The following is a 23,988-nucleotide window of genomic DNA, read 5'->3' on the forward strand; positions in this document are numbered from 1 at the left end:
TGAACCATGGATGGGATGGCTCACCGGTAACACGCTGTTTCGATAGGCTTTGGGCCAATGTGAAACCGGCCATGCACTGAGGTAGAGGTGAAACCCAGGCATCGGCTGAAGCATGGCAACGGGGTGAAACACGGCTTGGGTTTCACCCAGTTAGGTAGGTGAAAACGGCTGAAAAGGCGAGGGTGCATGATCGGGCAGACGACAGACGAGACTTTCGATTGGGGCCTGGATGACAGCGACCAGGCGGATGATGCCAATCCCCTGGCGGCGGTCGAGCCGGTCTGTCTGAGGCTTCTCAACCAACTGCACGCCGAGGCGGTCCAGTTGGCCACCCGCTTCATGGAGTCGATGCTGCAGGCACGTGAGGCGCATCCCTACAAGGAGCGTGGGTCGATCGGGGTACGGGTTCGTCGCTCATCTGCAGCACGGGCAGCGCCGGGCGTCTTCCTGATCGAATGGTTTCGCGTACGGGGCCAGCGTCGTACCGACTACATCCCACGCGGGGCAGGGCACCGCTATTCGCTGCGTGCCTTCGGCCGCATCGAGCCCTGGGAGCGGGCGCTGATCGAGATCTATGAGCCGCGCTTCGCTGAGATCCGTGTCCTGCTGCACCAGATCGGCATCCTACGTCGTCAAGCGCGTCATCTGTCCGATGCGCTTGGGCGATGGGAGGGTGACTAAAACAATCGGTGCCTCCAGCGGCTCTCGCTTGCACAACGCTGTGCCTATACTGGGAAGTCAGTCCAAAACTGCTTGCCGATGCGCCCAGCGGGTCATTGGCTTCGGATCAGGAGGAGGAATCGATCTGTCGTCTCCGTCTCAACAACTCGGGTTGCGTGTCGCGAGCATGCTGTTCGGGATCCTGTCGATCGCGCAACTGTTGCGTGTGATCAAGCACCTCGAGGTGATGGTGGCGGGACACGCGATTCCGGTGTCCTTCAGCGCCATCGCCTGTGTCGTTCTGGCCGGGCTCAGCCTCTGGCTCTGACGCCTGTCGAAGGCCTTCGTGAATGGCGACGACGTCTGAGTCGAGCACGCCAATGACACCACGGCTCAGGATCCTGCCCTGTCTGGATTCACCCGAGCTGGCCGCGCAACGCCAGAGTGAGCTGCGCCTGCCGCGCGCGCAGGCGGCCGCGCTGGGCCGCTCCGCCGTGGAGGCGATCCGGCAAGGGTTCTATCTGAACGGGAAGGGGACGCGTGTCGACTGGCGCGAAGCGGTCCAAGCGGCCCGCGCCGCCAAGCGCAGTCTGTGCTCAGATGATCCGCTTCCGGAGCAAGATCGCGCCCCTGTCCCCGAGACCCGCGTCCAGGTCACCAACGAGACCACCCTAGGCGCCGCCGAGCGGCTCGTCGAGTGCGGATTGAGACCCCTGGCCCTCAACTTCGCCAACGGCGTGCACCCGGGCGGCGGCTTTCTGAACGGCGCCTTGGCCCAAGAAGAGGTGCTCTGCCGCTCCAGCGCCCTCTATGCGACCCTCGAGGGCGATCCCATGTACGCCGCCCATGCCCGGCGTCCGCGGCCCGATTCGACCGACTGGGCCATCTACTCGCCCGAGGTGCCAGTCTTCCGGCGAGATGACGGCGCGCCGCTCGACGCCCCTTGGCCATTGAGCGTCCTAACCTGCGCGGCGCCCTATGCCCCGGCCATCGGCCAGCCCGAGGCTGGGGATCTCCTCCAGCAGCGCATCCATCGCGTCCTGGCCATCGCCCGCGCCTTCGGTCATGAGACATTGGTGCTCGGCGCCTGGGGCTGCGGGGCCTTCGACAACGATCCCGTCCGCACCGCCCGCGATTTCCGCCAGGCCCTGGAGACGGACTTCGCCAGTGCCTTTAATGAGGTCGTCTTCGCCATCGCCGACTGGTCCCCGGAGCGGCGCTTCCTCGGCCCCTTCCGCGAGGTCTTCACGGCGGACGCGACCTGACGCCGGCAAAGACAGGCATGCGGGTCTACGGCATCGACTTCACCAGTCGGCCCCGATGCACCAAGCCCATCACCTGTCTGGCCTGCCGTCTGGAGGGGGATCAGCTCTGCGCCGGCACCCTTAGCACCTGGTCCAGCTTCGCGCCCTTCGAGGCGTTCCTCCAGCAGCCCGGTCCCTGGATCGCCGGCGTCGATTTCCCCTTCGGTCAGTCGCGGACCTTCGTGAGCAACATCGGTTGGCCAACGACCTGGTCTGGCTACGTGCGCCAGGCCGAGTCGCTGGGTCGCGCAGGCTTTCGCCAGGCGCTCGACGCCTATCGCCAGCCGCGCTTACCTGGTGACAAAGAGCACCGTCGCGCGACCGATCGCGCCGCCGGTGCCATCAGTCCGCAGAAGCTCTACGGCACCCCGGTCGGTCTGATGTTCTTCGAGGGTGCGCCAAGGCTCTTGCGGGCCGGGGTGAGGATTCCGGGTGTGCAGAGCGGCGATCCCGATCGGGTCTGCGTCGAGGCCTATCCGGGTCTGCTCGCCCGCCAACTGATCGGCCGCCGCTCCTACAAGCAGGATATCCGTGCTCAGCAGACACCGGAGCGGGATCGAACCCGTCGTGCGCTGCTGCAAGCCATTCTGAAAGGTGCTACTCAGCCTGCTTACGGTCTTCGCGTGCAAGCGCCATTGACTCTTGCCGATGATCCCATGGGCGATGCGCTCGACGCCTTGCTTTGTGCCATCCAGGCTGCCTGGGCCTGGACCCAGCGTGCGGCTGACTACGGTCAGCCGACCTCACTGGATCCACTCGAAGGCTGGATCGCCGATCCCCATGCCCGGGTAGCTGACTTCGTCTAACGGACTGAGCGTCCCGCGACCGGCTCAGCCTTCGTCCTCAAGACCGGCCGATCATCAGATCGTTTCGTTTGCTCGCTCCGCAGATCCCCGAGCCAGAGGCGATGGCGGTAAGTGTCAAGGTAGTTGTCGCATTGGTCATGTCGCTGTCAGTTGGTTTTGATGCTCCGTTGCGGTCGGTTTTCCAGGGTTGAGGAAGACGGTGATTTCGGGCTTCCAGTTGCGCGTGTTGCCGCTCCAGCGTTCGGGATGCTGGGCCTTGGCGGCCTGATAGAGGGCATCACGCCGGGCGAGCCGGTCAATATCCTCGCCGCGATGGCGCTGCGCGGGGGTGACGAAGCGCAAGGCGCTGTGGAGGTGCTCGGTGTTGTACCAGCGCTCGAATCCGTCGACCCAGGTACGGGCGTCATCAAGGCTCGCGAAGGGCTGTTCGGGGAACCCTGGATGGCCCTTGAGGGTGTTGAATAGCGACTCCGAGAAGGGGTTGTCATCGCTCACCGAGGGTCGGCTGAACGAGGGCACGACGCCCAGGCGCTGCAAGGTGGCGAGCATGGTGGCGCCTTTCATGGGCGCGCCATTGTCCGAATGCAGCACCAGGGCATCGGCGCGCACGCCTTCGCGCAGATGGGCCTTGCGGAAGACACTGGCCGCCTGCTCGGCGGATTCGCTCGGGTAGACCTCCCAGCCGACGATCTTGCGGCTGTAGACGTCCATGATCAGGTAGAGATAGAAAAACATCCCCTTCACGGTGGTGGCCAAATACGTGATGTCCCAACTCCAGACCTGATTGGGGCCGGTGGCGGTCAGTGGTGAGGGACGCGCGCGCGCGGGCGCCTTGGGCTGGCCGCGTCGGGCGAGTTGATCGGCGGCCCGTAGCACCCGGTAGAAGGTCGCTTCCGAGGCCAGGTAGCGGCCCTGATCGGCCAGCGCCGGGACGATCTGGTGCGGGGACAGGTGGGCGAATTCCGCTTTGTTGGCCACCGTCAGGATGGCGCTCCGCTCGGCGGGCGTGAGGCGGTTGGCCGGGGTGCGCACGGCGTCGGGCGCGCGGTGCTCGCGGCAACGGGCATCGCCCTGGATGGCGCCCGCCTGGCGCCAGCGCTGCACGGTGCGGGCGGTCAACCCGACGGCCGCGCAGGCCCGCTCCAGACGGGCGCCCGCGCTGACCGCCTCGCCAATCCAGCCGCTCACTTGGACGCGCCGGGCCTGGGAGAGGGAGCGTCCACGGGTTCCTCCCAGATCGCCCGGACTTTTTTTTGGAGCAACAACAAGGCGGCGGCCTCCGCCAACGCCCGGTCCTTGCGTTGCAACTCCTTGGACAACTGGTTGATCTGCTCGCGCTCGGCGCGTTGTTCGGTGCGCTCGGCGCTGGTGGGCCGGGGCTCGTTGGCGTGCTGGCAGGCGGTGCGCCAGGCGGCGATCTGCTCGGCAAAGAGCCCTTTGCGCCGACAGTACGCGCCCAGCTCCAGTTCGTTGAGGCTGGCCGTCTCCACCACCGCGGCGAACTTCTCGGCACCGCTCAGGACGCCGACCGGGCCGGGCGGGGTGGTCGCCAGCGCCGTCGGGTCACCGGCTTGACGGCGCCAACCGTAGAGGGTGTCACGGGGAATCCCGTACTCGCGCGCCAACACGGGTACGCTGACGGGATTGGGAGGGAGCATCTTGGTCAGGAGGCTGGCTTTCAGCTCGTCCGAGTAGGTCTTCAAAATCCGTCGCCTCTTGGTGCGTCCCGGTGCCGGCGCGTTTGCGCCGCGCCCCATGGGCGTCGCTGTCCAGTCGCCCTACGGGCTCCTTCCCAGCGACGCCCAAGGGGCGCTAGGCCCCAGGACTGTCAGGCCCCCATCCTCACACACACCCTCCCAGAGGGAGGCGACTTCTATCCTGACACCGGGGGATGGCACTGGTGTGCGGCGACATGGCGCCAGACCCCCAGGACCTGTGCCTCCAGCGCCTCTTCCCAGCGCCGCCGCCTTCCGATAGACCACAGCCAGCGCGTCGCCGAGCTCCCGCGCCAGGATTGGCCCGATCGGCTCTGCCTTGGCGATGTCATGGAAGGCGTCGCCTCCCCCACCTGGCCGAGCAGAGCCTCGTCATCGTCGTCACCCCCTCCGAAGGTGCTGGTCACCACTCGCCTTCTTGCTGTTGTGACCAAGCGTCCACGTCCACCTCAGGGTGGCGGAGTGATGAAGGTCTCACTTCGGGTGCTGGTCCCTTTGCTAGGATCATCGGTCGGCCACGAACGGGCGTTGTGGAATCGCTCTCACGGTCCCTTCAAGAAGGAGCTCACGCGACATGGAGGCTCAAAGCCTGTTCTCCCTGATCACGCTGGCGGCCGTTCGGCCGCTGGTCTGGCTGCTGCCCCTGGTCTTGGTCGTCCTGGCGCTGAAGCGTCTCGTCCCCAGGATGCGGGGCTCGGCTGGTGAGGCACGCATCGGCCGAGTGCTGGAGCAACTGTTTTCCGTGGTCCGACATGATCTGATCCTGCCGGATGGGCGTGGCGGTTGGACGCAGATCGATCATCTGGCCCTCACACCAGCGGGGCTGCTGGTGGTGGAATCGAAGGCCTATCGGGGGCTGATCTTTGGGCGGAAGGGTGAGGCGACGTGGACGCAGGTCCTGGGGCGTCGCCGCTACGCGTTTCAGAATCCCTTGCGCCAGAATTTCGCTCACGTCCAAGCGCTCAAGGCGCTCGGGCTGGGTGTTCCGGTTCTCGAGCGCGTGGTCTTCACGAATGCGGCACGCTTTCCCAAAGGACTGCCGGAGGGCGTCTCACGCCTAGCTACCCTCGCCGAGGATCTCGAGCCCTATCGTGAGGGTGTCGTGTCCGATGCCCTGCACCAGGCGTGGCAGCAGCTGGATGGGGCGATCCGCACCGACCGCGCCGCGCGGCGTGCGCACCGAACGGGGCTGGAGCGGCGCTTCGGCGCGGACGACCGCCTATCCCCTGTGCTCTTGCTGTTGGCGGCCGCCGGAGTTCTGGTGGGTGGTCTATGGCTGACGGCGGGTCAGCTCGGACCGGAGGTTTCGGCCCTGCGTCGCCAGCCGCCGCTGATGCCTGCCCCGGCTGCGTTTGCATCGCGCCCGGCATCGGCCCTCTCCCCAACGAGCGTTTCCCCGCCGCAGCTGAGTTCGCGGCCTCAGCCGCGCGGATCGACCGTGTCAGTGGCTGCCACCGAGTCGCGGATCAGCCTCCAATGGACGGAGCGCGACGGGGGCTCGCGCGAGAGCGAGGACTGTAAGCTCGCGATCGCCGCTGTGCTGATGGCGAATACCCCCGAGCACCGCCATCGGCGGACACAGGCCTGCGGCAAGTCCGCGATGCCCTGAGGTCAGCGCAGAAACCGACCTTGACCCGTGCCGTGATCGAACGACCAGACGTGCTCATTGGGCACATTCCTGCAGCGGCCAACGATCCGACCCCAGAACTCGAGTCGCCCCGAGGCCAGGCGGACCGCGCTGCGTCCCTGACCCTCCGCCCCGCATCGCGGACAATCCGCCACATAACGCACCAGATGCAGCCGCGATGCGCTGAGCCCGGTCGGATCGAAGCGCCGCTCGATCACGGTGTCGCCGAAGTCCGTGAAGGACTGCCACCACAGCGGCGCGCGCGCCAGATTGTTCTGCGCCAGGTCCCACCACCACCCCAGACTCAGGCGCAGGACCCCGAGCAGAAAGAGCGCCTGCAACAGCGCCTGAACCGCGGCGCCCGCCGAGTCGCTGTGCAGCCCCAAATAGAAGGTTATCAAGGCCGAGAGGACGACCAGCACCCCGATCCCGGTCAGCAGGGTGGCGATCAGGCCTCCCAGTGGGCTGCGGGAGCGCAGTCCTGTCTCCGGAATCCAGCGCAGCAGGCGGGGCACCTGTAGCTCGACCGGGTAATACTGGATGCTGGGTGCGTTCGGGACGGGATTGGCATGAGCCGTCGGTGTTTCGACGATGCTCGGCGCTGGTCCCTCCATTGGCTCGAAGCGCAGGAAGTAGCGGATCGTGTTGCCCCGTCCTCCGCCCGCGTCGCTCTTGTCGATCCGTGGTCGCAGCCCGAGCATTTCATGGGCAAAGCGCCGTCGGACATGCTCCTGCCGTGATTGCCAATAGGCCTCCTGCAAGGTCCGCCAATGGCTGTTGAGGCGTTGCCGCACATCCGCTTCGTCCAGATTGCCCCAGGGGGCGCCGAGCCTCTGCATCATGGCCGCGATCTCCAGGACGCCCCAACCCTCCGACACCGCCTCCGTCTGGCGTCCTGCCAGGCGGCACAAGGCCCGTAGCAGCAGGATGGGCAGCCGCGGCGAGCGCCCCTCCGGCCAGTCCTCCACCACGATCCGCTCCAGCACCGCGGCGGCGCGCGCCACCTGATCCTGATCCGCAGCCGGATCGGCCTGCGTCCGATCAACCATTTCCTAAGGGTTCTCCTGCTGTTTCGCGTGACTGTTGGCCATGACAGTGGCGAGCATCGCGACACGCTGGCCAAGGCGATGAAGGAACGCATTCTAAATCCGCTATCGCGCCTGGCCGAGCAGTCAGTCGGTCTTTACCGTACGAAAGGAGTGCCAGGCGTTTGTATTCATTGGTATTGACGCATCAAGGTTCGGTCTTTCGTAGGAAGGAAACGGTCTTTTCACGAATAACCGTTTTATGAAAAAAACGGTACCGAACGGATTAACCGTATTGACTTGAGCCGCAATGCGTTCGAGCTGCACCATGCGAATCAACGCATGCGATGGCTCTCAATTCAGACGCTTGCTAAAGATGCACAGGTGCTGTGACTGCAGTGAGTCACGCTGCACTTGATTGGCCTGACTTGGCCGATCGCGACATTTTGAACGAATGAAACGACGATCGCTCCATTCGAGCGCGCAGCATGGGGATTGAATCCATGACAGAGGCGTTGACAGCCCCGACCGATCCCAAGCCGACGGAGCCAGCTGCGAAGAAGCTTCCGTCACGGCCGCGCCAGCCCTATCGCCACAGCCGTCCGGTCTTTGATCTGACCCTGCAAGTGCAGAGCGAGTACGCCCGCCGGCTGCTGCGCGACCGGGAGTTTCGCCCGGCGATGCATGCCCTCTACGGTATCGAAGTCATCCTGCACTTGGTTGGCGACGATGACGATGCCGAGCAGGTCGAGACGCTGATCCGCGAGCGTCTCGAAGGCTTGGCCGACGAACTGCAGCGCGAGATTGCTCGCATGCAGGTGTTGCTCGCCGACCGGGGTCTGGACAAGACCCGCCCGCGCTATACCCACCCGATCACCGTGACTGTCCATGTCGCCTCACCGGCGATTGCCCTCTACGCCAATCTCATCCAGGAACTCGATCGCCTCTTGATGGGCCTCGACACCCTGTGGCTGTCCGGTCTGCTTGCGAGTAAGGAGCGCCTAGCCGTGGCCATCCGCTGGCGCAACCGCATTGGCGGGGCGGGGCAGGAATTTATCGGGCTGCATCGGCGTGCCTATGCCGCCGCCGAGCGGCGGGGGCAGCGGGCGGCGGTCGATGAGGCCGAGCGCGAGGTGGTGTCGGTCCCCGAGGAGGCGTCGTCCGAGGGGGAGCCAACCTCCCGCGATGCACATGATTGAGAGATGGGATGTCCCATCCGGCACACGCGTGAAAGGTCCCCAGCACGTGCGCGTCGCTCACCGCGCTTCTGCGAATCGCCGGAGGAGCGCACTCGGTTGGTTGGGGGCGATTGCAGTCTGTTACGGCGTTGGCCGTGACGACGTCATGGAACGAATGGAGTTCAGGTGCATATGAACAAGCCGTGTCCCGCAGATGTGATTCTGCAGTTCGCCATCGAACAGATCCACGAAGGGCATTTCGAGCGCGTGCTCGCGCTGGGGTTCAGCTGGGAGCTGATTCGCTTCCTCGAATCGCTCTCCGGACGGGATTTGCACGACCTCTTCAACGTCGCGGAGCATTTCATCGCGCTGCGCATCGACTTCGATCAGGCGCAGTCGCAGATCGCGATCCGGCGCGTGAGCGAGCAGCGGCGGCTCCGCCAGACCCAACAGGCGCTGCTGCGGGCCGGCGCACCGCGTCAGCTGATGATCGAGATCTATGGTTGGACCGCGACCTACTACTGTGAGCAGCGCAAATTCCTGGGCCTGGAGGACGATCTGCCGAAGGGTGGACGTCCGCGAACGCCAACCCCGGAGGAAGAGGATCAGATCCTGCTCTGCTGGGATCAGTACGCCGATCGGCCCTTGGGGGAGCGTTATCTGGAAACCGCGCAGGCGGTGCGGGTGAGCGTGCGACAGATCCGCAGGACGGTCGAGCAGCGCGAGCGTCAGTCGGATGGGGCCGCGTTGCATCACCTACCGAAACAGGAGACGGTTCTGGTGTCTCGGCCGCAGGCGCGTGCGGCGCGGTAGTCGGGCGTGCCCTCCAATGTCGCGACCGGTCGTTGGTTGCCTCTGGCGAATCTCCTGCTTGGGGGATCGGTTCTCGACCATGGTCAGGGGTGGGTGGTGGTGAAGGCTTCTCGCATGGGGTGGGGCGACCATGTGTCGAAGTGAGCGCGCCATCGACGCCGTCGTGGTCTTGCTCATCGTCAGCTGTGCAGGACTGACGATAGCGGCCGAGGTGCCACGCTTCTACGACCGGGGCGCCGAGGGCTGGTTCTGGTATGCCCCGGAGCCGTCTGTGATGCCGGAACCCGAGACGCAATCTGAGTCAGAGCCGCCGACGTCTCCGCCGGTGGTGACCAATACTCCTGAGCCGGCGGAGAAGGACTCCGCTTCGGAAACAGCGCCAACCGAGCCCGCGCCACTCTCCGCCGCCTGGCTGCGCGCCAATCTGGAGCACTATCAGCGGCAGGCCATCGACGACCCGACGCCGACCAAGGTGGCGCTCTATCTCTATCTGCAGCGCATCGTCCTCGACAAGGCCGCCCGCTTCACCGACGCTTATCAGCGGGTGGTGCAGAGCGATCCCTATCTCGACGAGACCACGCGCCGGCCGGTGGGCAACTACGCCAATCTTCTGAACCGCATTTCGGGTCAGCAGCGCACGGCCGTGCTGAAGGACCTCGCCCGCCAGACGGGAATTTGGTTCTTCTACCGCTCCGACTGTCCGTACTGCGCGGCTCAGGCACCGGTGCTGCACCTTCTCAGCGAGCAGACCGGTTTTCGGGTGCAGGCGATCGCCCTCGACGGTCGAGCGCTTCCGAACGGGAGTTTTCCCCAGTTTGGCCGCGATACGGGACAGGCCGCCCGACTTGGCGTCATCTCCACACCGGCCCTGTTGCTGGTCCGTCCGCCAGCGGGCATCGTGCCCATCGCCCAGGGGCTGCTGTCTCTGAGCGACCTCGAACAGCGTCTGCTGCTCGCCGCGCGCGAGGCGGGTTGGATCGATGAGGCCGCCTATGCGCGCACCAAACCCCTGGTCGCTGACTTGAGTCTGGACTGGGGGCTGGAGGAGCCGCTCAGCATTCCCGAGGATCCGGATGCCTTTCTGGAACTGCTGCGCTCCCGCGTGGCGGGCGACGGGCTGATCGCCGCTCCCGAATTGCCCCCGACCGACTGAGGTTCGCCATGCCTTCCCAATCGATCCGCTCCCGTCGCTGGCTTCTGGTTGTGAGCTGTTGTGTGGTCGCCAGCACGCCTGTCCACGCCGACCTCGACGCCGAGATGGAGGCGATGTTCGGCACCCTGGTCAATGTCACGGAGCCCACGGCGCACATGGGGCAGCGCCGAGGTGTGTTCTCGGCCGGCTCGGTGGTCACACGCAACCGCATCGTCGATACGAATCTGGTGTCCTTCGTCCCGCCGTCGTTCGAGGCCGGCTGCGGGGGCATCGATCTGTTCGGCGGCTCTTTCTCCTTCATCAATGTCGAGCAGTTCACCAACCTGCTGCGCGCGATTGCCTCGAATGCAGCGGGCTATGCCTTCCAGCTTGCCTTGACCACCATGGCCCCTTCCGCCGCCGAGATCATCGAGCAGTTGCAGAAGAAGGTGCAGCAGATGAACCAGCTCTTCGGCAGCTCCTGTCAGCTCGCCCAAGGCATCGTCAACGATACCGCCTCGGCGCTGACCGGCAAGCGGGTGGGGGAGGCGAGTCTGATGGCGGATCTCTATGAGCTGGGCGATGTCTTCGAGAACCGCTCGACCGTCACCGGCAAGGGGCCGCTGGAGACCGTCTACGAGCAGGTCCCGGCGGCGGCCGCCGAGCAGTTCGAGGGGAATCTGGTGTGGAAGGCGCTCACCGACGCTGAGGTTCAAGGCTGGTACAGCCACGGTGACCAGGCGCTGCTCGAAGCGCTCATGAGTCTTACTGGAAGTCTCATCGTCGGCTCGGCCGAGGGTGGGCTGAAGGATGCGCCCGGTGGTGGTGTGAACCTGCCGACCACCTTCCTGCCGCCGACCCTGACGGTGAGCGATCTGCTCTATGGCAGCGGAGAAGGAGACACCCAGCGGGTCGTGGTCTGGCGCTGCGCCTCGCTCTCCGAATGCCGGGACCCGAGCAAGGCCGAGATCACGCTGGAAGGGCTGGTCCCCCACGTGCGTGCCCTTTTGGTTGGGGATGTCTCGCGGGTCGGCCTGATCGACAAGTTCCGCCTCGGTGTCGAGGAGCTGAGCGCGGAAGAGAAGGGCTTCATGGAGCATGCCCCGCTCGGACTGGGCGGCGGCATTCGCACCCTGGCGCGTCTGGAGCCCGGCATGGCCCAGGGTTTCGCCGACCGAGCAGCACCCATGCTTGCGGTCGAGATGCTCCAGACCCTGGTGCGCGACCTGCTGGGGAGCGTGCGGCTGGCGACCGGGAGCCTGCAGCATACCCACACGACTCAGCTGCTCCAGCATCTGGATGCGGTCCGGGAGGACGTCTGGACCGAGTCCAGCACGCTGACACAGCGCTACGGCAATCCCAACGAACTGCTGGAGACCTACCGGAACCTGCTCGCCCAGTACAAGGCGCCGAGCTATCTGGAGCTGATGCAGGCGGCGCCGGGTGAGACCTCGGCGGAAGCCGACGGCTCGCCCTGATCCCGCGCGACCTCCGCGTATCGAGCACGCTTCCGATCTCCCTCTCTCTCGCGTCCTGCCCATCGGCGCGTCCTCTCATCCCTGTCCACCTCAACCCTCTGGAGGCGCTGCTGCATGTGGACCATCTATTCCATCGGCGACCCGGCGTTCCTGGAGCAGGTGCTCAATGCGGTGGCCATGCTCTTCGGCGCCGACAGCTTCGTGCGCTTCGTCGGCATCGGTTTTCTGCTCGGGACCCTGATCATCGCCTTCCAGGGACTGCTGCAGGGCGCGCAGAGCATCCGCTTCCAGGGCCTGCTGGTGTCCTTCGTGCTCTATTCGCTGCTGTTCGTGCCCAAGGTGTCGGTGACCATCGAGGGGGCCTATTCGGGCTCGGCGCGGGTGGTCGACAACGTGCCGCTGGGACCGGCGGTGGTGGGCTCGGCGGTGTCCAACCTAGGCTACGGGCTCACCCGGCTGTTCGAGCAGGCGTTCGCGACGCCGAGTATGACCGAGCATGGCTTCGCCGATGCCCTGCAGGTGATGGCCACCGTGCGCAAGACGGCGCTCTCGCGGCTGACGACGGGTGAAGCGAATAGCCCGACCACCGGGGCGGACGTCGAGCAGTCCTGGCTCAACTACGTGGCCGACTGCGTGCTCTATGCGGTCGACCGGCGCATCAATGGCACGACCATGGATACCGTGCTCCAGGCGACCACGCTGGACGCGGCCGTCCAGACACCGATCGTCACCGGCACCACCAAGCTGATCCTCGGCGAGACACCCGAGGAGTTGACCTGTGTCGATGCCTACGGGCGCCTCTCGGCCTACACCACGGCGTCCTTTCTGCCTAAGTTCAAGCAGGCGGTGGCTGCCAAGCTCGGCGTTGACAGCGGCGCGGTCGACAGCCGGGTGCGCGCGGCGCTGACGACGCTGGCCCAGGACACGGTCGATGCCCAGCAGTACATGGTGATGACCGCGATCCTGCCGATGCTCGAGCGTGGGGTGATCCAGCACTACAACGACATCGGCCAATGGAATGCCGCCTTGCAGACCAGCCAGGCGATCCAGCAGCGCAACAGCCAGTGGGCGACCGAGCCATCGCTGTTCGTGCGCATCATGCGCCCCATGATGACCTTCTTCGAGGGCTTCATCTTTGCCATCGGCCCCTTCATGGCCTTCGCCGTGGCGCTGGGACCCATCGGCATCGCCATGGTCGGGCGCTATCTGATTTTCGGGCTCTGGATCCAACTGTGGCTGCCGATCCTGGCCATCACCAATCTCTATCTGATCCTCGCCGCACAGCGGGCCTTCGAGGCCCTGTCGGACCAGGCCGGGGTGACCCTGCCGTCCTTCCGCGCGCTCTACGAGAGCGATCTGCTGCTGCAGGACTATCTGGCCACCGGCGGCATGCTGGTCGCCTCGACCCCGGCGATCAGTCTGATGCTGATCTACGGCAGCGCCATCACCGCCACGCACTTGGCCGGTCGGTTGCAGAGCGGGGATCACGTCAACGAAAAGCTGACCTCGCCCGATGTCCTCCAGCCCCAGGCGGCCGGGACGGTCGGTCCATTGCTCCAGCGCACCGCCCTCGGTGGTACCGTGGCCCCCGGAGCGGCGGGACTGCTGTGGTCGTTCAACCTTGGGCACTCGGCCCAGGCGACCCTGCGCTCGGCCGAGCAGAGTGCGCAGCAGGCGCAGGAGAGCTTCAGCACATCGGTCAGCCAGTCCCTGGCGAGTTCGGCAGCGGCCAATCACCAGACCAGTTTGCAGTATGCGCTGGGGCAGCGGCTGGATGCCTCTTACAGCCGGGCGGATGCGGCGGTGCTGGCGGCGAGTGAGGATCTGACGGAGCGGTTTAGAGATTCACAGCTATCGCACAATCAGATGGGTACGGTGCTTCGTGCCGCAATGGCGGCACCAAAGACGGCCAAGGGAATCGACCGCTTCGCAGGGGAGCTATCGACTCAGTACGGTGTAGACAGCGGCATGGCCCACGAAATTGCCCAGGCGGCCCTGCAAAAAGCGTCAACGGATCAACAGCTCCAGGCGCGCTTCGCCGAGGGGCTCGCCTACGACATCCAGCGGGGGCAGTCAGACAGCTACACCGAAGGGCTGAACCGCACCGAGTCGGCGCAGCTCGCGCACCAGGCTCAGGATGTGCTCACGACCTCCCGTTCTGTCGAGCGGGCCTCTCAGTTCGCGCAGCAGTATGGGACCAGCGGAAGCTTCGGGGCGGTGGAGACCTCGGGCCTGCTTCTCGCGAATCCGTCGCTCTATGAACGCTTCGAACACACCCTCGATCGCTTCGGGCTGGCGGGCGATACCGCGCACCAGGTGGACGCCCTCATGGCGAGTGGCGTGGTCGGTGACCACCAGCAGGCCCGTGCGATCGCAGGCATGGGCCTTCTGCTCGGCTTCTATGGCGGGGCACGCGCGGATGCGATGAGCACAGACGAGAAGCGGCAGGCCGAAGCGGCGGCTCAGGGACTCTATGCGGAACTGGTGGGTGTGCGCCGGCCCGGGGTGATCGCGCCAGAGCAATCCGATGGATTTGAGATGCACGTGCCCGCCTTCGGTGGGACTCGCGGCCGCGTCGTCGCGGCAGGCGTGCAGGATCCCGGGCCAGCGGTGGCGGCTGGGCTCATGGAACAGCGGGTCGCGGCGGATGGAACGATCGAGACGCTCGGGCAGGCGCCGGCGGCTGTTGAGCAGTTTTCCAGCGGTGGTGCGGCGGCTGTGGCTCAGCAGCACCGGGCCAATACGAACACCATTCGCGCGGATACGCATCAGCGACTCGGTGAGGAGATTGCCGATCGGGCGTCCCTGCCACGTCCCGCCGCCGAGCTCGTTCAACGCGAGATGGGCGGGATGTGGATTCGGGCGGCCGAGACCGGCGCCCTGGCGGTGGCGGGTGCCGAGGGAATGCGCAACCAGGTCGCCGGAGCGGTCGACGCCTTCGGCCAGACCCTGTCGAGCGGAGGAAGCCTCGCGGAGGCGATGGACGCGGGTCGGGCCGCCGCGGGTAGCGTGGCTGGTTGGAGTGCCGCGCGGGCGGCGATGATCGATATGCGCCTGGCGCAGATCGAGGGCTATGGTCTCACCTCGGCTCAGGTCGCGCTCTATCGCGAAGCGTCCGAATCGACCCTTTTTGCCTTCGCGCCGAGCGCCGACCAGGCCGCCGCCCGTCAAGCCGTGATCGAGGAATCTGGCGCCTCGGGCGAGGCGGTCGCGACCTTGATCGAGCGCGCCGTTGTGGGGCGCGATGACACGGATCTGCGCCTCATCGGTCAGTACAATCAGAGCGTGCCGACCGGCCCGGTGCTTGAGCCTCCTGCCATCGGGACGCTTGGTCCGCCGACTGTGCCGGGTCCATTGATGCACGCGAGCGTCACCGAGGGGCGTCTAGGGCACGTGCTCGATCTGATCGCCGTCCCGGAGTCGCACGGCAACTACAACGCCTGGTACGACAATGCCGATCAAAATGACGTCGATCTGTCGACCCTGACCCTGGGCGAGGTCCGCACGCTCCAGCAGCAGTTGCTCGATGCTGGGAACGGCGGCTCGGCGATCGGGCGCTATCAGTTCGTCCCCTCGACCCTTGAGGATCTGACCGATCGGCTTGGGCTCTCGGGTTCCGAGCCGTTCACGCCGGCCCTCCAGGACCGCCTGGCGTTGGTGCTGGCCCGGGATGCCGGCGTCAACGATTGGATGGACGGCGCGCTGCCGAGCGACGCTTTTGCCTACAATCTGTCGAAGACGTGGGCAGGGCTGCCGAAGGACGCCTCGAATCAGAGCTATCACCAAGGTGTCGGTGACAATGCCGCGCGGATCGATTACACGACCGCCCTCGAGCGTTTGACGGCGATTCGGGGAGGGGATTCAGCGATGACGCTTGCCTCGGCAACGACGCGTGCGCCTTGAGTTGCGATGCGTGCTCGCCTGGTCTCTGTGATGTCTTGACCGGCCATGCGCGTTGTGGACTAGACTGCCTTCAGGCGTGGAATCAGAGGCCTGTCTGGGAGAGAAAGCGATGTTCTCGATTCGGCATTGGAGGTGGTGGAATTGGCTGCTGGCGGGCATTCTGATGCCGCTGCTGCTCGGTGGCCTTGGGCTGACGATCTTCGTTGGGCTGGCCGTGATCGCACTCATTGCACGGGTGCTTTTTGGTCCGGCACCGCCGTGGGACCCGGAACTCGATGCGCCGCTGATCTCGCTGTCTGGCAATGACCCAGATGATTACGAATGGCACGAATGGTACTGGATCGCCTCGAAGCGGATGCGTGGCTCGGTCGGCGCTAATTTCATTGATCACCTGTAGGTTAGGTTTCAGTCGCCGCATGCGTGATCCAAGTCTGAGCAAATGCCCTTCACCCCACTGCATTTGGGACCCGGCTTTGCACTCAAGGCCCTGGGTGGTCGCCATTTCAGTTTCTTGGCCTTCGGCCTCGCCCAGGTCGCCATGGACATCGAGCCGCTGGCGGGCTTGATGACCGGCGCCGCGCGGCTGCATGGTCCGAGCCATACCTATCTGGCTGCACTGGGCATCGTGGCTCTCTGGGAATTCAGTAGGTAGCGTATTTCTTTAAAAACAGCATGATAGAGCGTTCTGGAAAAAAGAAAACGGCTCTATAACAGCGCTTGAAAGTAGCGTAAGTCATTGATTTGAAGTTTCGGCAGAGCAAGGAATCGCTCCAGAGCCTGCTAATGTGGCTTGGTATGCGACGCTATAACGCCCTTCTGTCAGTCGTAACATGATGTAATTTATAACTACGTCGACCTACTGAGATCCCAAAGAGCCGGCATCGTCCTGGTGGTGGCCCTCATCATGCCCTCACTCGGGCGCCCCATCCTGCGGCGCTGGAATCGCGAGGTGGCGTGGGCGCGCCTGTCCTGGCTGGCCGTTTCGGAGGACTTCACGCGTGTGTCGGTGCTCACGGGTGCCATTTTGGGCACCGTCTCGCATGTCTGGCTGGACAGCCTGATGCATGCCGACCTGACGCCGTTGGCCCCGTGGTCCGATGGCAATAGCTGGCTGGGCGTGGTGTCCGGGGAGGCGCTGATGGTGGGATGCCTGCTGGCGGGGCTGCTGGGCCTGATCACCTGGCTCGTCCTCGCCTGGCATCGCGGTCGGCGCACGCCGGCATCGAGTCGTGGTGCCCGCTCCCAGATCGGCACCGCCGGTCAGCGGTAAAAGAGCGAGACGACTGTGAGTCCCGGCGTGGCTCCATGGCCCGCCGCATAATGCAGCGAGGCCGCGCGGAATCCTGGCCACTCCCAGCCATAGATCCCGTGCGCCATGTCGCTGGAGCGCGGTGGGCCGAGCGTCTCCGCGACAACGGGCAGGAGCTGGCGTGTTCGGTCGGGTCCAGGAATCTCGAGCAGGAGCGCGGCGACACGGTCGCTGTCTGGGTGGGTCTCGACGCTGATGTCGATCGTGCCGTAGCGGCCTTTGAAGGACTCGCTGTCGGGATTGAGGGGCGCCGTCCGGTGAAGGTACGGCCGCGCCGGCACGGGCTGATCCTGACGAATCTCCCGAAGCAGGGTCGCGACATCGGCGAGGGGATCCGCCAGGCTTAGCGCCGGGCTGAGCAGGAGGAGGGCACTCGCCAGCAGGGTCAGTCGCAGAATGGATCGTACGAGCATGCGTGCGCTCCAGGATGCCGGTCGCTCAGGCATCGGCTGTGATCAAGGATGACGGAGCACGGCCGGGCGATGCGATCGTGCGCCTCAGGCAAGGCTCCAGCTGGCTCTTGGGCGTCTTCTGAATCCGGCCAAGCAGCGTGTGGGGAACGCCCGCGAGCTCGAATCGCTCCATCAGCGTGCGCTGCAGATGCACGGTCAGATGGGCGGCCATCTCGGCGTCGGCGAGCGCGCGGTGTGCGCGGGCCGCGGCCGGCAGGCCGGCGAAGGCGATCAGGGACCCGAGCTTGTAGCTCGGCGCCTCGGGCAAGACCCGCTTGGCCACCAGGAGGGTGCAGACGAAGTCTTGGGTGCGCTCGTGTCCGATGCGCGCGAGCTCGGCGTCCCAGAACTTGCGGTCGAAGCTCGCATTGTGGGCGACCAGGGGCAGGGCACTGACGAAGTCCGCGACCTCGGCCATCACCTGCGCGGCGGGTGGGGCCGCGCGTAGCATGGCGTTCGTGATGCCGGTGAGGTGCTCGATGAACGCCGGGATGTGTCGTCCCGCATTCATCAGGCTCTGGTAGCGGTCGACGATCTGCCCGTCACGGACGAGGACAACGCCGATCTCGGTCGCGCGATCTCCCTGCGCGGGCACCAGCCCGGTGGTCTCGAAATCGATGACGGCGATGGTTTCCATAAGCGCAATCGGTCCGGCGTCTTGAGGGTGCGATCCGTACATCATACGGCCAGAAAGATTCCGCGAGCGGATGATTCCTCTGTGTATCATCAGGGCGTCGATGGTCCGCGCGGGGCGATCTGCAGGCCACGCGCCGACGGACGACGGATAACGCCCGCTCGAGCGCCAAGCCGTCCAATAACCTCTGCGCACCCAGGATCCTCGGAGAGACCATTCGACGCCCATCCAATCGCCGCTAGGATGCAGGCTCGATGATGGCGTACAGCATGTCCGGCATGTACTTCGTCTCCGTGGAGGCGTCGAATGGCCAGAGCGTTGGGGTGATCGAGCGGAAGCGGCCATCTCCGGAACACCAGCTTCCACCAAAGCTTCAACTGCAGGCTGGCGGTGTGGCTGTAGTCATCGCCGATGTTCTCGAGCAGATCGACCAGGATCAGAGTCTTCGACGGTGTGTGGAAGAAGGGAACCTCCCCGATGAGTCGTGGCCCCTGGATGACGACCTGCTCCCGGACACCGCCCCAGCGCGGGTCCGGGCGATTCCCCAGGATCCAGTCGAAACGGATGTCCGGGCGCTTGCGCTCCAGACCGGGGCACAGAAAGGTTTCTGCGCACGGGTAGTCAGACTGAAACTCCGAGACGAAGAGGTGGTGATAGGCCCCAGGTGCAATGATGTACTTCACCTCGCCGATCTGATCGATCTCCCGCTTCGTCGTCGCGTCGATCCTGCAGGGATCGTGAACGATCAGCTCGGAGGTCCCGAGTCGGATGAGGTCATGCGACCGAAGAGATCCATTCCCCCGTACCGCACCGGATATTCGAGAATCCAAATGGCGTCTGTGACGTACTCGCTCAGCGTACCCATGGTCGTCGGCGCTCTCTAATTTGGAGCCAGGTCGCTCGCTCAAGGCCTTCGTTCGTGCTTGCCAGTCGTCAGAGGGGGCAGACAGCCTCTCCGACGAGCCGGTGGGTGAGTTTAGTCGGTGAACTGCCGTAGCGATCTCTTGAACCGCAGATAAGCGTCTTTGTACCGCGCATAAGCGGCCTTGCTCATGTACTTCACACCCAAGACTGTCCGTGTGCGCGCGAGCGCGGACCGTCTGTCTTGGTAGGAGCGGCTGTAGGAGCCATCGAGGGCGTCGATGGTGTACCAAGTCACTGTCGTGTCAGCGAGGGCCTTCGTCTCCGAAGCGCTGAGGCGCTCGCGCGCTGGATCGAGGACGATATCGGTGGGCTCGCCGTCCCATTGCGGGGAAAAGACATAGAATTCGACCTGATGATCGGCAGATCGGAAGAACGCACTTTCGACCCCATCCCGATCGGTTGCGGATCGCAGGGAGGGGACGGCCTGGAAGTCGTCGGGAATCCAGACTGCGCATTCCACGCCATTCGGCCACCCATTCCACCGGCATCCGGCCGGTGATTCCATGAGCATCCGGCCACCGGTTCCACGTCGATTCGGCCGGGGCAGTCGGAGCGAAGCGACGCAGGTGTGGCATTGTTACTCGGTGACGGTGGTGGCGGTCAATGGCCGAGCCCGACGCTTGCGCATCGACTCCCCCTTGAGGGTGATCCGATAGGCGTTGTGCACCAGGCGATCGAGGATGGCGTCGGCCAGGGTGGGATCGCCGATCAAGTCATGCCAATGCTCGACAGGCAACTGGCTGGTGATGAGGGTAGCGCGCTGGCCGTGGCGGTCATCGACGAGTTCCAAGAGATCGCGTCGCGCTTCGGCATCGAGTCCCATCAGTCCCCAATCATCGAGCAGCAGCAGATCGGTCTTGGCGAAGTCGCGCATCAACTTGGGGAAGCCACCGTCGGCATGGGCAAGGCGCAGTTCCTCGAAGAGGCGCGGGACGCGCAGATAGCGGGTGGTGAAGCCTTGGCGGCAGGCTTGCTGGGCGAGCGCGCACGCAATCCAGGTTTTCCCGACCCCGGTGGGGCCAAGGATCAGGCAATTGAGCCCTTCGCGGATCCACTCCCCGGTGGCCAACTGGGTGATCAGCGCCTGATCGAGTCCGCGTGGGGTGTGACGGTCGAGGTCTTCAAGGCAGGCGCTGTGCTTGAGCTTGGCCTGACGTAGGCGGCTTTGCAGGCGGCGTTCTTCGCGCGCGGTGAGCTCGCGATCGACCAGCAGCCCGAGGCGTTCCTCGAAGCCGAGGGTGGCGATCTCGGGGAGATCGCGCTGCTCGCGCAGGGCCGCGAGCATGCCGTTGAGTCGCAACTGTTGGAGTTTATCCAGGGTGGGATGATGTAGCATGGGTCTCTGGCTCCAATGGTGAGTGGTGATAGCCATCCGGGGTGATTTCCATACAGGCCCTTTCGGTTGCGCCACGGAAAGACAAGGCTCAAATCAAGGGGGGGCAGTACGAGCATCACGTCCGATGGCTATCGTGGTTAGTGGTTAGTGGTTAGTGGTTAGTGGTTAGTGGAAATAGCCTGGACCGCGCAGGTGATCGTGCGCGGATGGCAGGTCGAGGGTCTGTTGCTCGGGCAATGCCTGGCGGTCGAGGCCGCGCTGCAAGATCGATTCGATGCTTTTGTAGCGACAGGCGTTGAGGCGCAGGGCGCGAGCGCAGGCCGCCTCCAAGCGGTCGTTGCCGAAGCGCTCGCCCAAACGCAGGATGCCCAGACAGGAGCGGAAACCTTGCTGGGGATGCGGACGGTTGGCGAGGATGTGAGCGACCACCCCGGCGGTCGCCGGCCCGGTCTTCTCGGCCCAGCGCACCAGCCGCTCCGGTGTCCATTCGGCAGACTCTCGATGGGCCTTGGGCATGTGCTCGGCCACGGTGGTGTGGCGACCCTTGAGCGCGGAGCGCACATGGCTGGCGACGCGCTGGCGTTGATGGAAGCACTCGACGGTGTGGTCGGTGACACGCACCTCCAGCGCCTGCTTCACCAGAGCATAGGGGGCGGAGTAGTAGTGCCCGTCGACCTCGACGTGATAGTCGATGTTCACCCGCACCCGTTTCCAGGTCGCATAGACATAGGGCGTGGCCGGCAAGGCGCGCAGCGCCGGGCGGTCGATGGTCTCGAACGCCTCAAGACGCGAGCCCGGAAGCTTCTTGAAGGGGCGGCGATTGAGCCGCCCCAGCCGTTCGGCGATCGCACCATTGAGCTCGTGCAGGGAGAAGAAGGTGCGATGACGCAGCGCCGCGAGGATGAGGCGCTCGACCACCTGCACACCTGCTTCGACCTTGGCTTTATCACGCGGACGGCGCACCCGTGCCGGGATGATCGCCACGGCATAATGCGCCGCCAATTCAGCGTAGGTGGGATTGAGATCGGGCTCATAGCGATGGGCCTTGCTCACACCACTGGCCAGATTGTCGGGCACCAGGAGTTCGGGCACGCCGTCGAGAAACGCGAACGCGCGCACATGCGCACCGATCCAGTCCGCCAGATTTTGCGACCAGGTCGCCTCGGCGTAGGTGTCGTTGGAGGCCCCGAGGACCGCGACGAAGATCTGCGCGGTGCACACCTCACCGCTACTGCGGTCAATCACCTCGACGGTCTGCCCGGCATAATCGACGAACAGCTTCTCGCCCGCGCGGTGGGTCTGACGCATCACCACGTCGAGCTTGCCGCTCCAGGCCTCGTAGGACTTGCAGAACCAGCTGTAGCCGAAACCTTGGAGGTGAGTGGCGCGGTACTCTTCCCACAACAGCATCAGGGTCACGCCGGGGCGGCGCAATTCCTGGTGGACCGTCGACCAGTCCGGCACCACCCGCGCCTCTATCGGGATCGCTGGGGGCGGTGGGAACAACCGCCGCTCCAGCTCCGCGTCACTCAACGACGCCGGCAACGGCCAGGTCAGCCCCGTCGCGGCGAAGCGCCGCTCGTACTCGCCGACGCTGCTACGGGCCACCTGCAGGCTGGCGGCAATCTGGCGCCTGGACAGCCCCGCCTCGAACCGCAGGCGTCAATACTCTCGAATCTTGCGCATGGACAAACGCTCCATCTCGACCTCCTCGCTTCGAAAAAGGGGCCGATACTAGTGGATCGTGGTCCTGCGTCGCTTCCTGCCGGAAGGGTGGCCGAATGGCCGTGGAATCAGTGGCCGGATCGCCGTGGAATGGGTGGTCGAATCAGCGTGGAATCAGTGGCCGAATGCCTGTGGAATCGGTGGCCGGATGGGCGTGGAATACGCATCCAGACATCGAACCAAGCACCCTGGAACTCCGGCGTTGACGGCCGCTGACCAGGTCCATCCCAAGGTCGAGAGTATCGCGATGAAGCCTGGTGCGAGCGGGCATTGCATGGACTGACTCGTCAGCCCTGTTTGGCTTCGATGCCTTTCCAGGGATTGGCGTGAGGCGATCGGCCGTGCTGCATCGGAACGCGGATCGGTCATGTCTTACACTCCATGCCTGTGCTCACGTCAATGCCCGCGGCGGAGGGTGTGCGGCAACCATCGAGGTCATCCATCACCATGCCCAGCGGACACCGTCTTGGCATCGTCATCACCGGAGGGAGTCGAGGACTGGGCTTCGCGCTCGCGAAGGGGTTTCTCGCGCACGGAGACCGCGTCGTCATTTGCGCAAGGGATGGCGCGCGTGTCCAGGACGCCGTCAGGCAGCTGAGACAGGATATCGGGTCAGCGGACATCCACGGCATTGGTTTCGACGTGCGTGATCGTGGAGACAGCGCCCGATTCAAGGCCTTCGTGCTCGGCCGACTAGGCCGAGTCGACCGCTGGATCAACAACGCTGGAACCGCCGGCGAGCGACAGGCTCCACTCTGGGCGCTCGATGGGGTCGACATGCTGGAGACCACGACCACCAACCTCTTTGGCGCCCTGACGATGTCCAGTCTAGCGGTTCAGATCATGCGCGAGCAGCCACCCAGCAAGACGCCCGTCTACCACATTTTCAACATGGGGTTTTCCGATCTTGGGGCGCTCCTGTCGCGCTCGCCCATTCCGCATAAGGCCTCCAAAATCGGCGTCGCCGTCGTGACCCGTTCCCTGCGGGCGGAATTGGCCGCACATGGCATGAGCAGCATCGGCGTGCATGCGCTGAGTCCCGGGCTCGTCAAGACGGATCTCCTGCGACGGGTCACTACGCCAGACGCCGCCGGCTTCGTCGAGATCGCGGCCGAGCGCCCCGAGGCGGTGGCCCAGAGCTTGGTGCCGAAGATCCGCCACGTGCGCGGCCGTGGCTCGAGCATTCGGCATCGATCCCTGCCTGTAATGATCGCACGCATGCTCTTCAGACTGTCGCTGCGCGGCGCCAGGGGGCTCGCCAACGCGCGCCGGCTCAAGCCCAGAGAATGAGGCCAGTATGACGTCCGACAATCGAACCGAAACGCGGCGCGAGATTTGGGACCATCGTTATGCCGCTCGCGTCCATCCGGCTGAGCCTGCGCTGGTCTTGACCGAAGCGCTACACTTGCTGCCGCGCGCGGGCGATGCCTTGGATGCCGCCTGCGGTGTTGGCGGTAACGCGCTCAAGCTCGCCGAGATTGGGCTGCGGACCAGCGCCTGGGACCTGTCTCCAGTAGCCATCGAGCGCGTCAGAACAGAGGCCAAGTGGCGCGGCCTCGGCGTCGATGCCCGCGTCCGCGACATCGTCGCCGATCCGCCGTCGCCCCGATCGTTCGACGTGGTTTGTGTCGCGTATTTTTTGGACCGCACTCTGGCGGCGGCCTTGGCGGCCGCCTTGCGTCCGGATGGTCTGCTGCTCTATCAGACCTTCAGCCGTGAGGCGGTCACGGATCGCGGTCCATCGAATCCTGAGTTTCGGCTCGTTCCGAACGAGCTGCTTCGACTGTTCCCTGGGCTGATCGTGCGCGCCTATCGAGACGAGGGCTGCACGGGTGATACCTGCCGAGGCACCCGAGACATCGCCTTCCTCATCGCTCAGGCATCCCGGTAGGCTCCATCACCGAGCCCGGAGAATCGACAGCCAGACCCATGATCGAGCGAGCCGGGGCCTCTTGATCGAAACACCG

General features: G+C 65.1%; 23 protein-coding genes. 16 read left to right on the plus strand and 7 right to left on the minus strand.

Annotation, left to right across the window (positions count from 1 at the left end):
• The first annotated feature begins 186 nt into the window (after positions 1 to 186).
• The 4 genes from mobI to G3446_RS00490 all read left to right on the plus strand — a co-directional run bounded on the left by mobI (position 187) and on the right by G3446_RS00490 (position 2,770).
• Entirely contained in the window at positions 187 to 681 is a 495-nt protein-coding gene (gene mobI, locus G3446_RS00480) for a conjugative transfer protein MobI(A/C) (RefSeq protein ID WP_164450425.1), read from the plus strand.
• A gap of 166 nt (positions 682 to 847) precedes the next feature.
• Entirely contained in the window at positions 848 to 988 is a 141-nt protein-coding gene (locus G3446_RS27415) for a hypothetical protein (RefSeq protein ID WP_167757053.1), read from the plus strand.
• 52 nt (positions 989 to 1,040) lie between these two features.
• A complete protein-coding gene (locus tag G3446_RS00485) occupies positions 1,041 to 1,925 on the plus strand; it encodes a TIGR02452 family protein (RefSeq protein WP_164450426.1) in 885 nt (294 codons plus the stop codon).
• Between the two features lie 17 nt (positions 1,926 to 1,942).
• Positions 1,943 to 2,770 (plus strand): DUF429 domain-containing protein, encoded by an 828-nt coding sequence (locus G3446_RS00490; protein WP_164450427.1) that lies wholly within the window; start codon positions 1,943 to 1,945, stop codon positions 2,768 to 2,770.
• 135 nt (positions 2,771 to 2,905) lie between these two features.
• Here the strand turns inward: G3446_RS00490 and G3446_RS00495 are convergent.
• A protein-coding gene (locus G3446_RS00495) for an IS3 family transposase (RefSeq protein WP_425338374.1) occupies positions 2,906 to 4,428 on the minus strand; the annotation gives its coding sequence in 2 pieces (ribosomal slippage) (positions 2,906 to 4,017 and positions 4,017 to 4,428; 1,524 coding nt in all).
• A 631-nt stretch (positions 4,429 to 5,059) separates the two neighbouring features.
• Between G3446_RS00495 and G3446_RS00500 the strand changes: the two genes are divergently transcribed.
• A complete protein-coding gene (locus tag G3446_RS00500; RefSeq protein WP_164450428.1) occupies positions 5,060 to 6,094 on the plus strand; it encodes a nuclease-related domain-containing protein in 1,035 nt (344 codons plus the stop codon).
• Between the two features lie 2 nt (positions 6,095 to 6,096).
• Here G3446_RS00500 and G3446_RS00505 read toward each other — a convergent pair whose 3' ends face one another.
• Positions 6,097 to 7,161, minus strand: coding sequence for a hypothetical protein (locus tag G3446_RS00505; protein ID WP_164450429.1), 1,065 nt, complete (start codon positions 7,159 to 7,161; stop codon positions 6,097 to 6,099).
• A gap of 479 nt (positions 7,162 to 7,640) precedes the next feature.
• Between G3446_RS00505 and G3446_RS00510 the strand changes: the two genes are divergently transcribed.
• From G3446_RS00510 to G3446_RS00545, 8 genes are all read left to right on the plus strand, one after another.
• Complete coding sequence (locus G3446_RS00510) at positions 7,641 to 8,336, plus strand: AcaB family transcriptional regulator (protein ID WP_245232218.1); 696 nt, start codon at positions 7,641 to 7,643, stop codon at positions 8,334 to 8,336.
• Positions 8,337 to 8,507: 171 nt separating this feature from the next.
• Entirely contained in the window at positions 8,508 to 9,128 is a 621-nt protein-coding gene (locus G3446_RS00515) for an STY4526/YPO1902 family pathogenicity island replication protein (protein WP_164450431.1), read from the plus strand.
• Between the two features lie 130 nt (positions 9,129 to 9,258).
• Positions 9,259 to 10,281: a conjugal transfer protein TraF gene (locus G3446_RS00520; protein WP_164450432.1), complete on the plus strand. Its 1,023-nt coding sequence runs from the start codon at positions 9,259 to 9,261 to the stop codon at positions 10,279 to 10,281.
• 8 nt (positions 10,282 to 10,289) lie between these two features.
• On the plus strand, positions 10,290 to 11,738 hold the full coding sequence (locus tag G3446_RS00525) for a conjugal transfer protein TraH (RefSeq protein WP_164450433.1): 1,449 nt from the start codon (positions 10,290 to 10,292) through the stop codon (positions 11,736 to 11,738).
• A 114-nt stretch (positions 11,739 to 11,852) separates the two neighbouring features.
• Positions 11,853 to 15,641, plus strand: coding sequence for a conjugal transfer protein TraG N-terminal domain-containing protein (locus G3446_RS00530; RefSeq protein WP_164450434.1), 3,789 nt, complete (start codon positions 11,853 to 11,855; stop codon positions 15,639 to 15,641).
• Between the two features lie 109 nt (positions 15,642 to 15,750).
• Entirely contained in the window at positions 15,751 to 16,038 is a 288-nt protein-coding gene (locus G3446_RS00535) for a hypothetical protein (protein ID WP_164450435.1), read from the plus strand.
• 42 nt (positions 16,039 to 16,080) lie between these two features.
• Entirely contained in the window at positions 16,081 to 16,293 is a 213-nt protein-coding gene (locus G3446_RS00540) for a hypothetical protein (RefSeq protein ID WP_164450436.1), read from the plus strand.
• A 252-nt stretch (positions 16,294 to 16,545) separates the two neighbouring features.
• Positions 16,546 to 16,911: a hypothetical protein gene (locus G3446_RS00545; RefSeq protein WP_164450437.1), complete on the plus strand. Its 366-nt coding sequence runs from the start codon at positions 16,546 to 16,548 to the stop codon at positions 16,909 to 16,911.
• Here the strand turns inward: G3446_RS00545 and G3446_RS00550 are convergent.
• Together G3446_RS00550 and G3446_RS00555 are read right to left on the minus strand one after the other, a co-directional pair.
• Positions 16,902 to 17,363, minus strand: a complete 462-nt coding sequence (locus G3446_RS00550) for a hypothetical protein (RefSeq protein WP_164450438.1) — start codon at positions 17,361 to 17,363, stop codon at positions 16,902 to 16,904. The genes G3446_RS00545 and G3446_RS00550 overlap by 10 nt on opposite strands.
• A gap of 25 nt (positions 17,364 to 17,388) precedes the next feature.
• Positions 17,389 to 18,039: a 3'-5' exonuclease gene (locus G3446_RS00555; RefSeq protein WP_164450439.1), complete on the minus strand. Its 651-nt coding sequence runs from the start codon at positions 18,037 to 18,039 to the stop codon at positions 17,389 to 17,391.
• 251 nt (positions 18,040 to 18,290) lie between these two features.
• Here G3446_RS00555 and G3446_RS00560 point away from each other — a divergent pair, with 251 nt between their 5' ends.
• Positions 18,291 to 18,920 (plus strand): hypothetical protein, encoded by a 630-nt coding sequence (locus tag G3446_RS00560; RefSeq protein WP_164450440.1) that lies wholly within the window; start codon positions 18,291 to 18,293, stop codon positions 18,918 to 18,920.
• A gap of 92 nt (positions 18,921 to 19,012) precedes the next feature.
• On the opposite strand, the gene G3446_RS00565 is transcribed toward G3446_RS00560, so the two are convergent.
• The 3 genes from G3446_RS00565 to istA form a co-directional block, all read right to left on the minus strand.
• Entirely contained in the window at positions 19,013 to 19,420 is a 408-nt protein-coding gene (locus tag G3446_RS00565) for a hypothetical protein (protein ID WP_164450441.1), read from the minus strand.
• A gap of 117 nt (positions 19,421 to 19,537) precedes the next feature.
• The gene (gene istB / locus G3446_RS00570; RefSeq protein WP_164450442.1) at positions 19,538 to 20,296 is read right to left on the minus strand and encodes an IS21-like element helper ATPase IstB; all 759 of its coding nucleotides are present in this window, start codon (positions 20,294 to 20,296) and stop codon (positions 19,538 to 19,540) included.
• Between the two features lie 165 nt (positions 20,297 to 20,461).
• Positions 20,462 to 21,955, minus strand: a complete 1,494-nt coding sequence (gene istA, locus G3446_RS00575) for an IS21 family transposase (RefSeq protein WP_245232224.1) — start codon at positions 21,953 to 21,955, stop codon at positions 20,462 to 20,464.
• 513 nt (positions 21,956 to 22,468) lie between these two features.
• Here istA and G3446_RS00580 point away from each other — a divergent pair.
• Both G3446_RS00580 and G3446_RS00585 read left to right on the plus strand, forming a co-directional pair.
• Positions 22,469 to 23,311 (plus strand): SDR family oxidoreductase, encoded by an 843-nt coding sequence (locus tag G3446_RS00580; RefSeq protein WP_164450443.1) that lies wholly within the window; start codon positions 22,469 to 22,471, stop codon positions 23,309 to 23,311.
• Positions 23,312 to 23,318: 7 nt separating this feature from the next.
• A complete protein-coding gene (locus G3446_RS00585) occupies positions 23,319 to 23,912 on the plus strand; it encodes a class I SAM-dependent methyltransferase (protein ID WP_164450444.1) in 594 nt (197 codons plus the stop codon).
• The last annotated feature ends 76 nt before the right edge of the window (positions 23,913 to 23,988 follow it).

It is taken from the genome of Thiorhodococcus minor (assembly GCF_010820565.1).
Lineage (GTDB): Bacteria > Pseudomonadota > Gammaproteobacteria > Chromatiales > Chromatiaceae > Thiorhodococcus > Thiorhodococcus minor.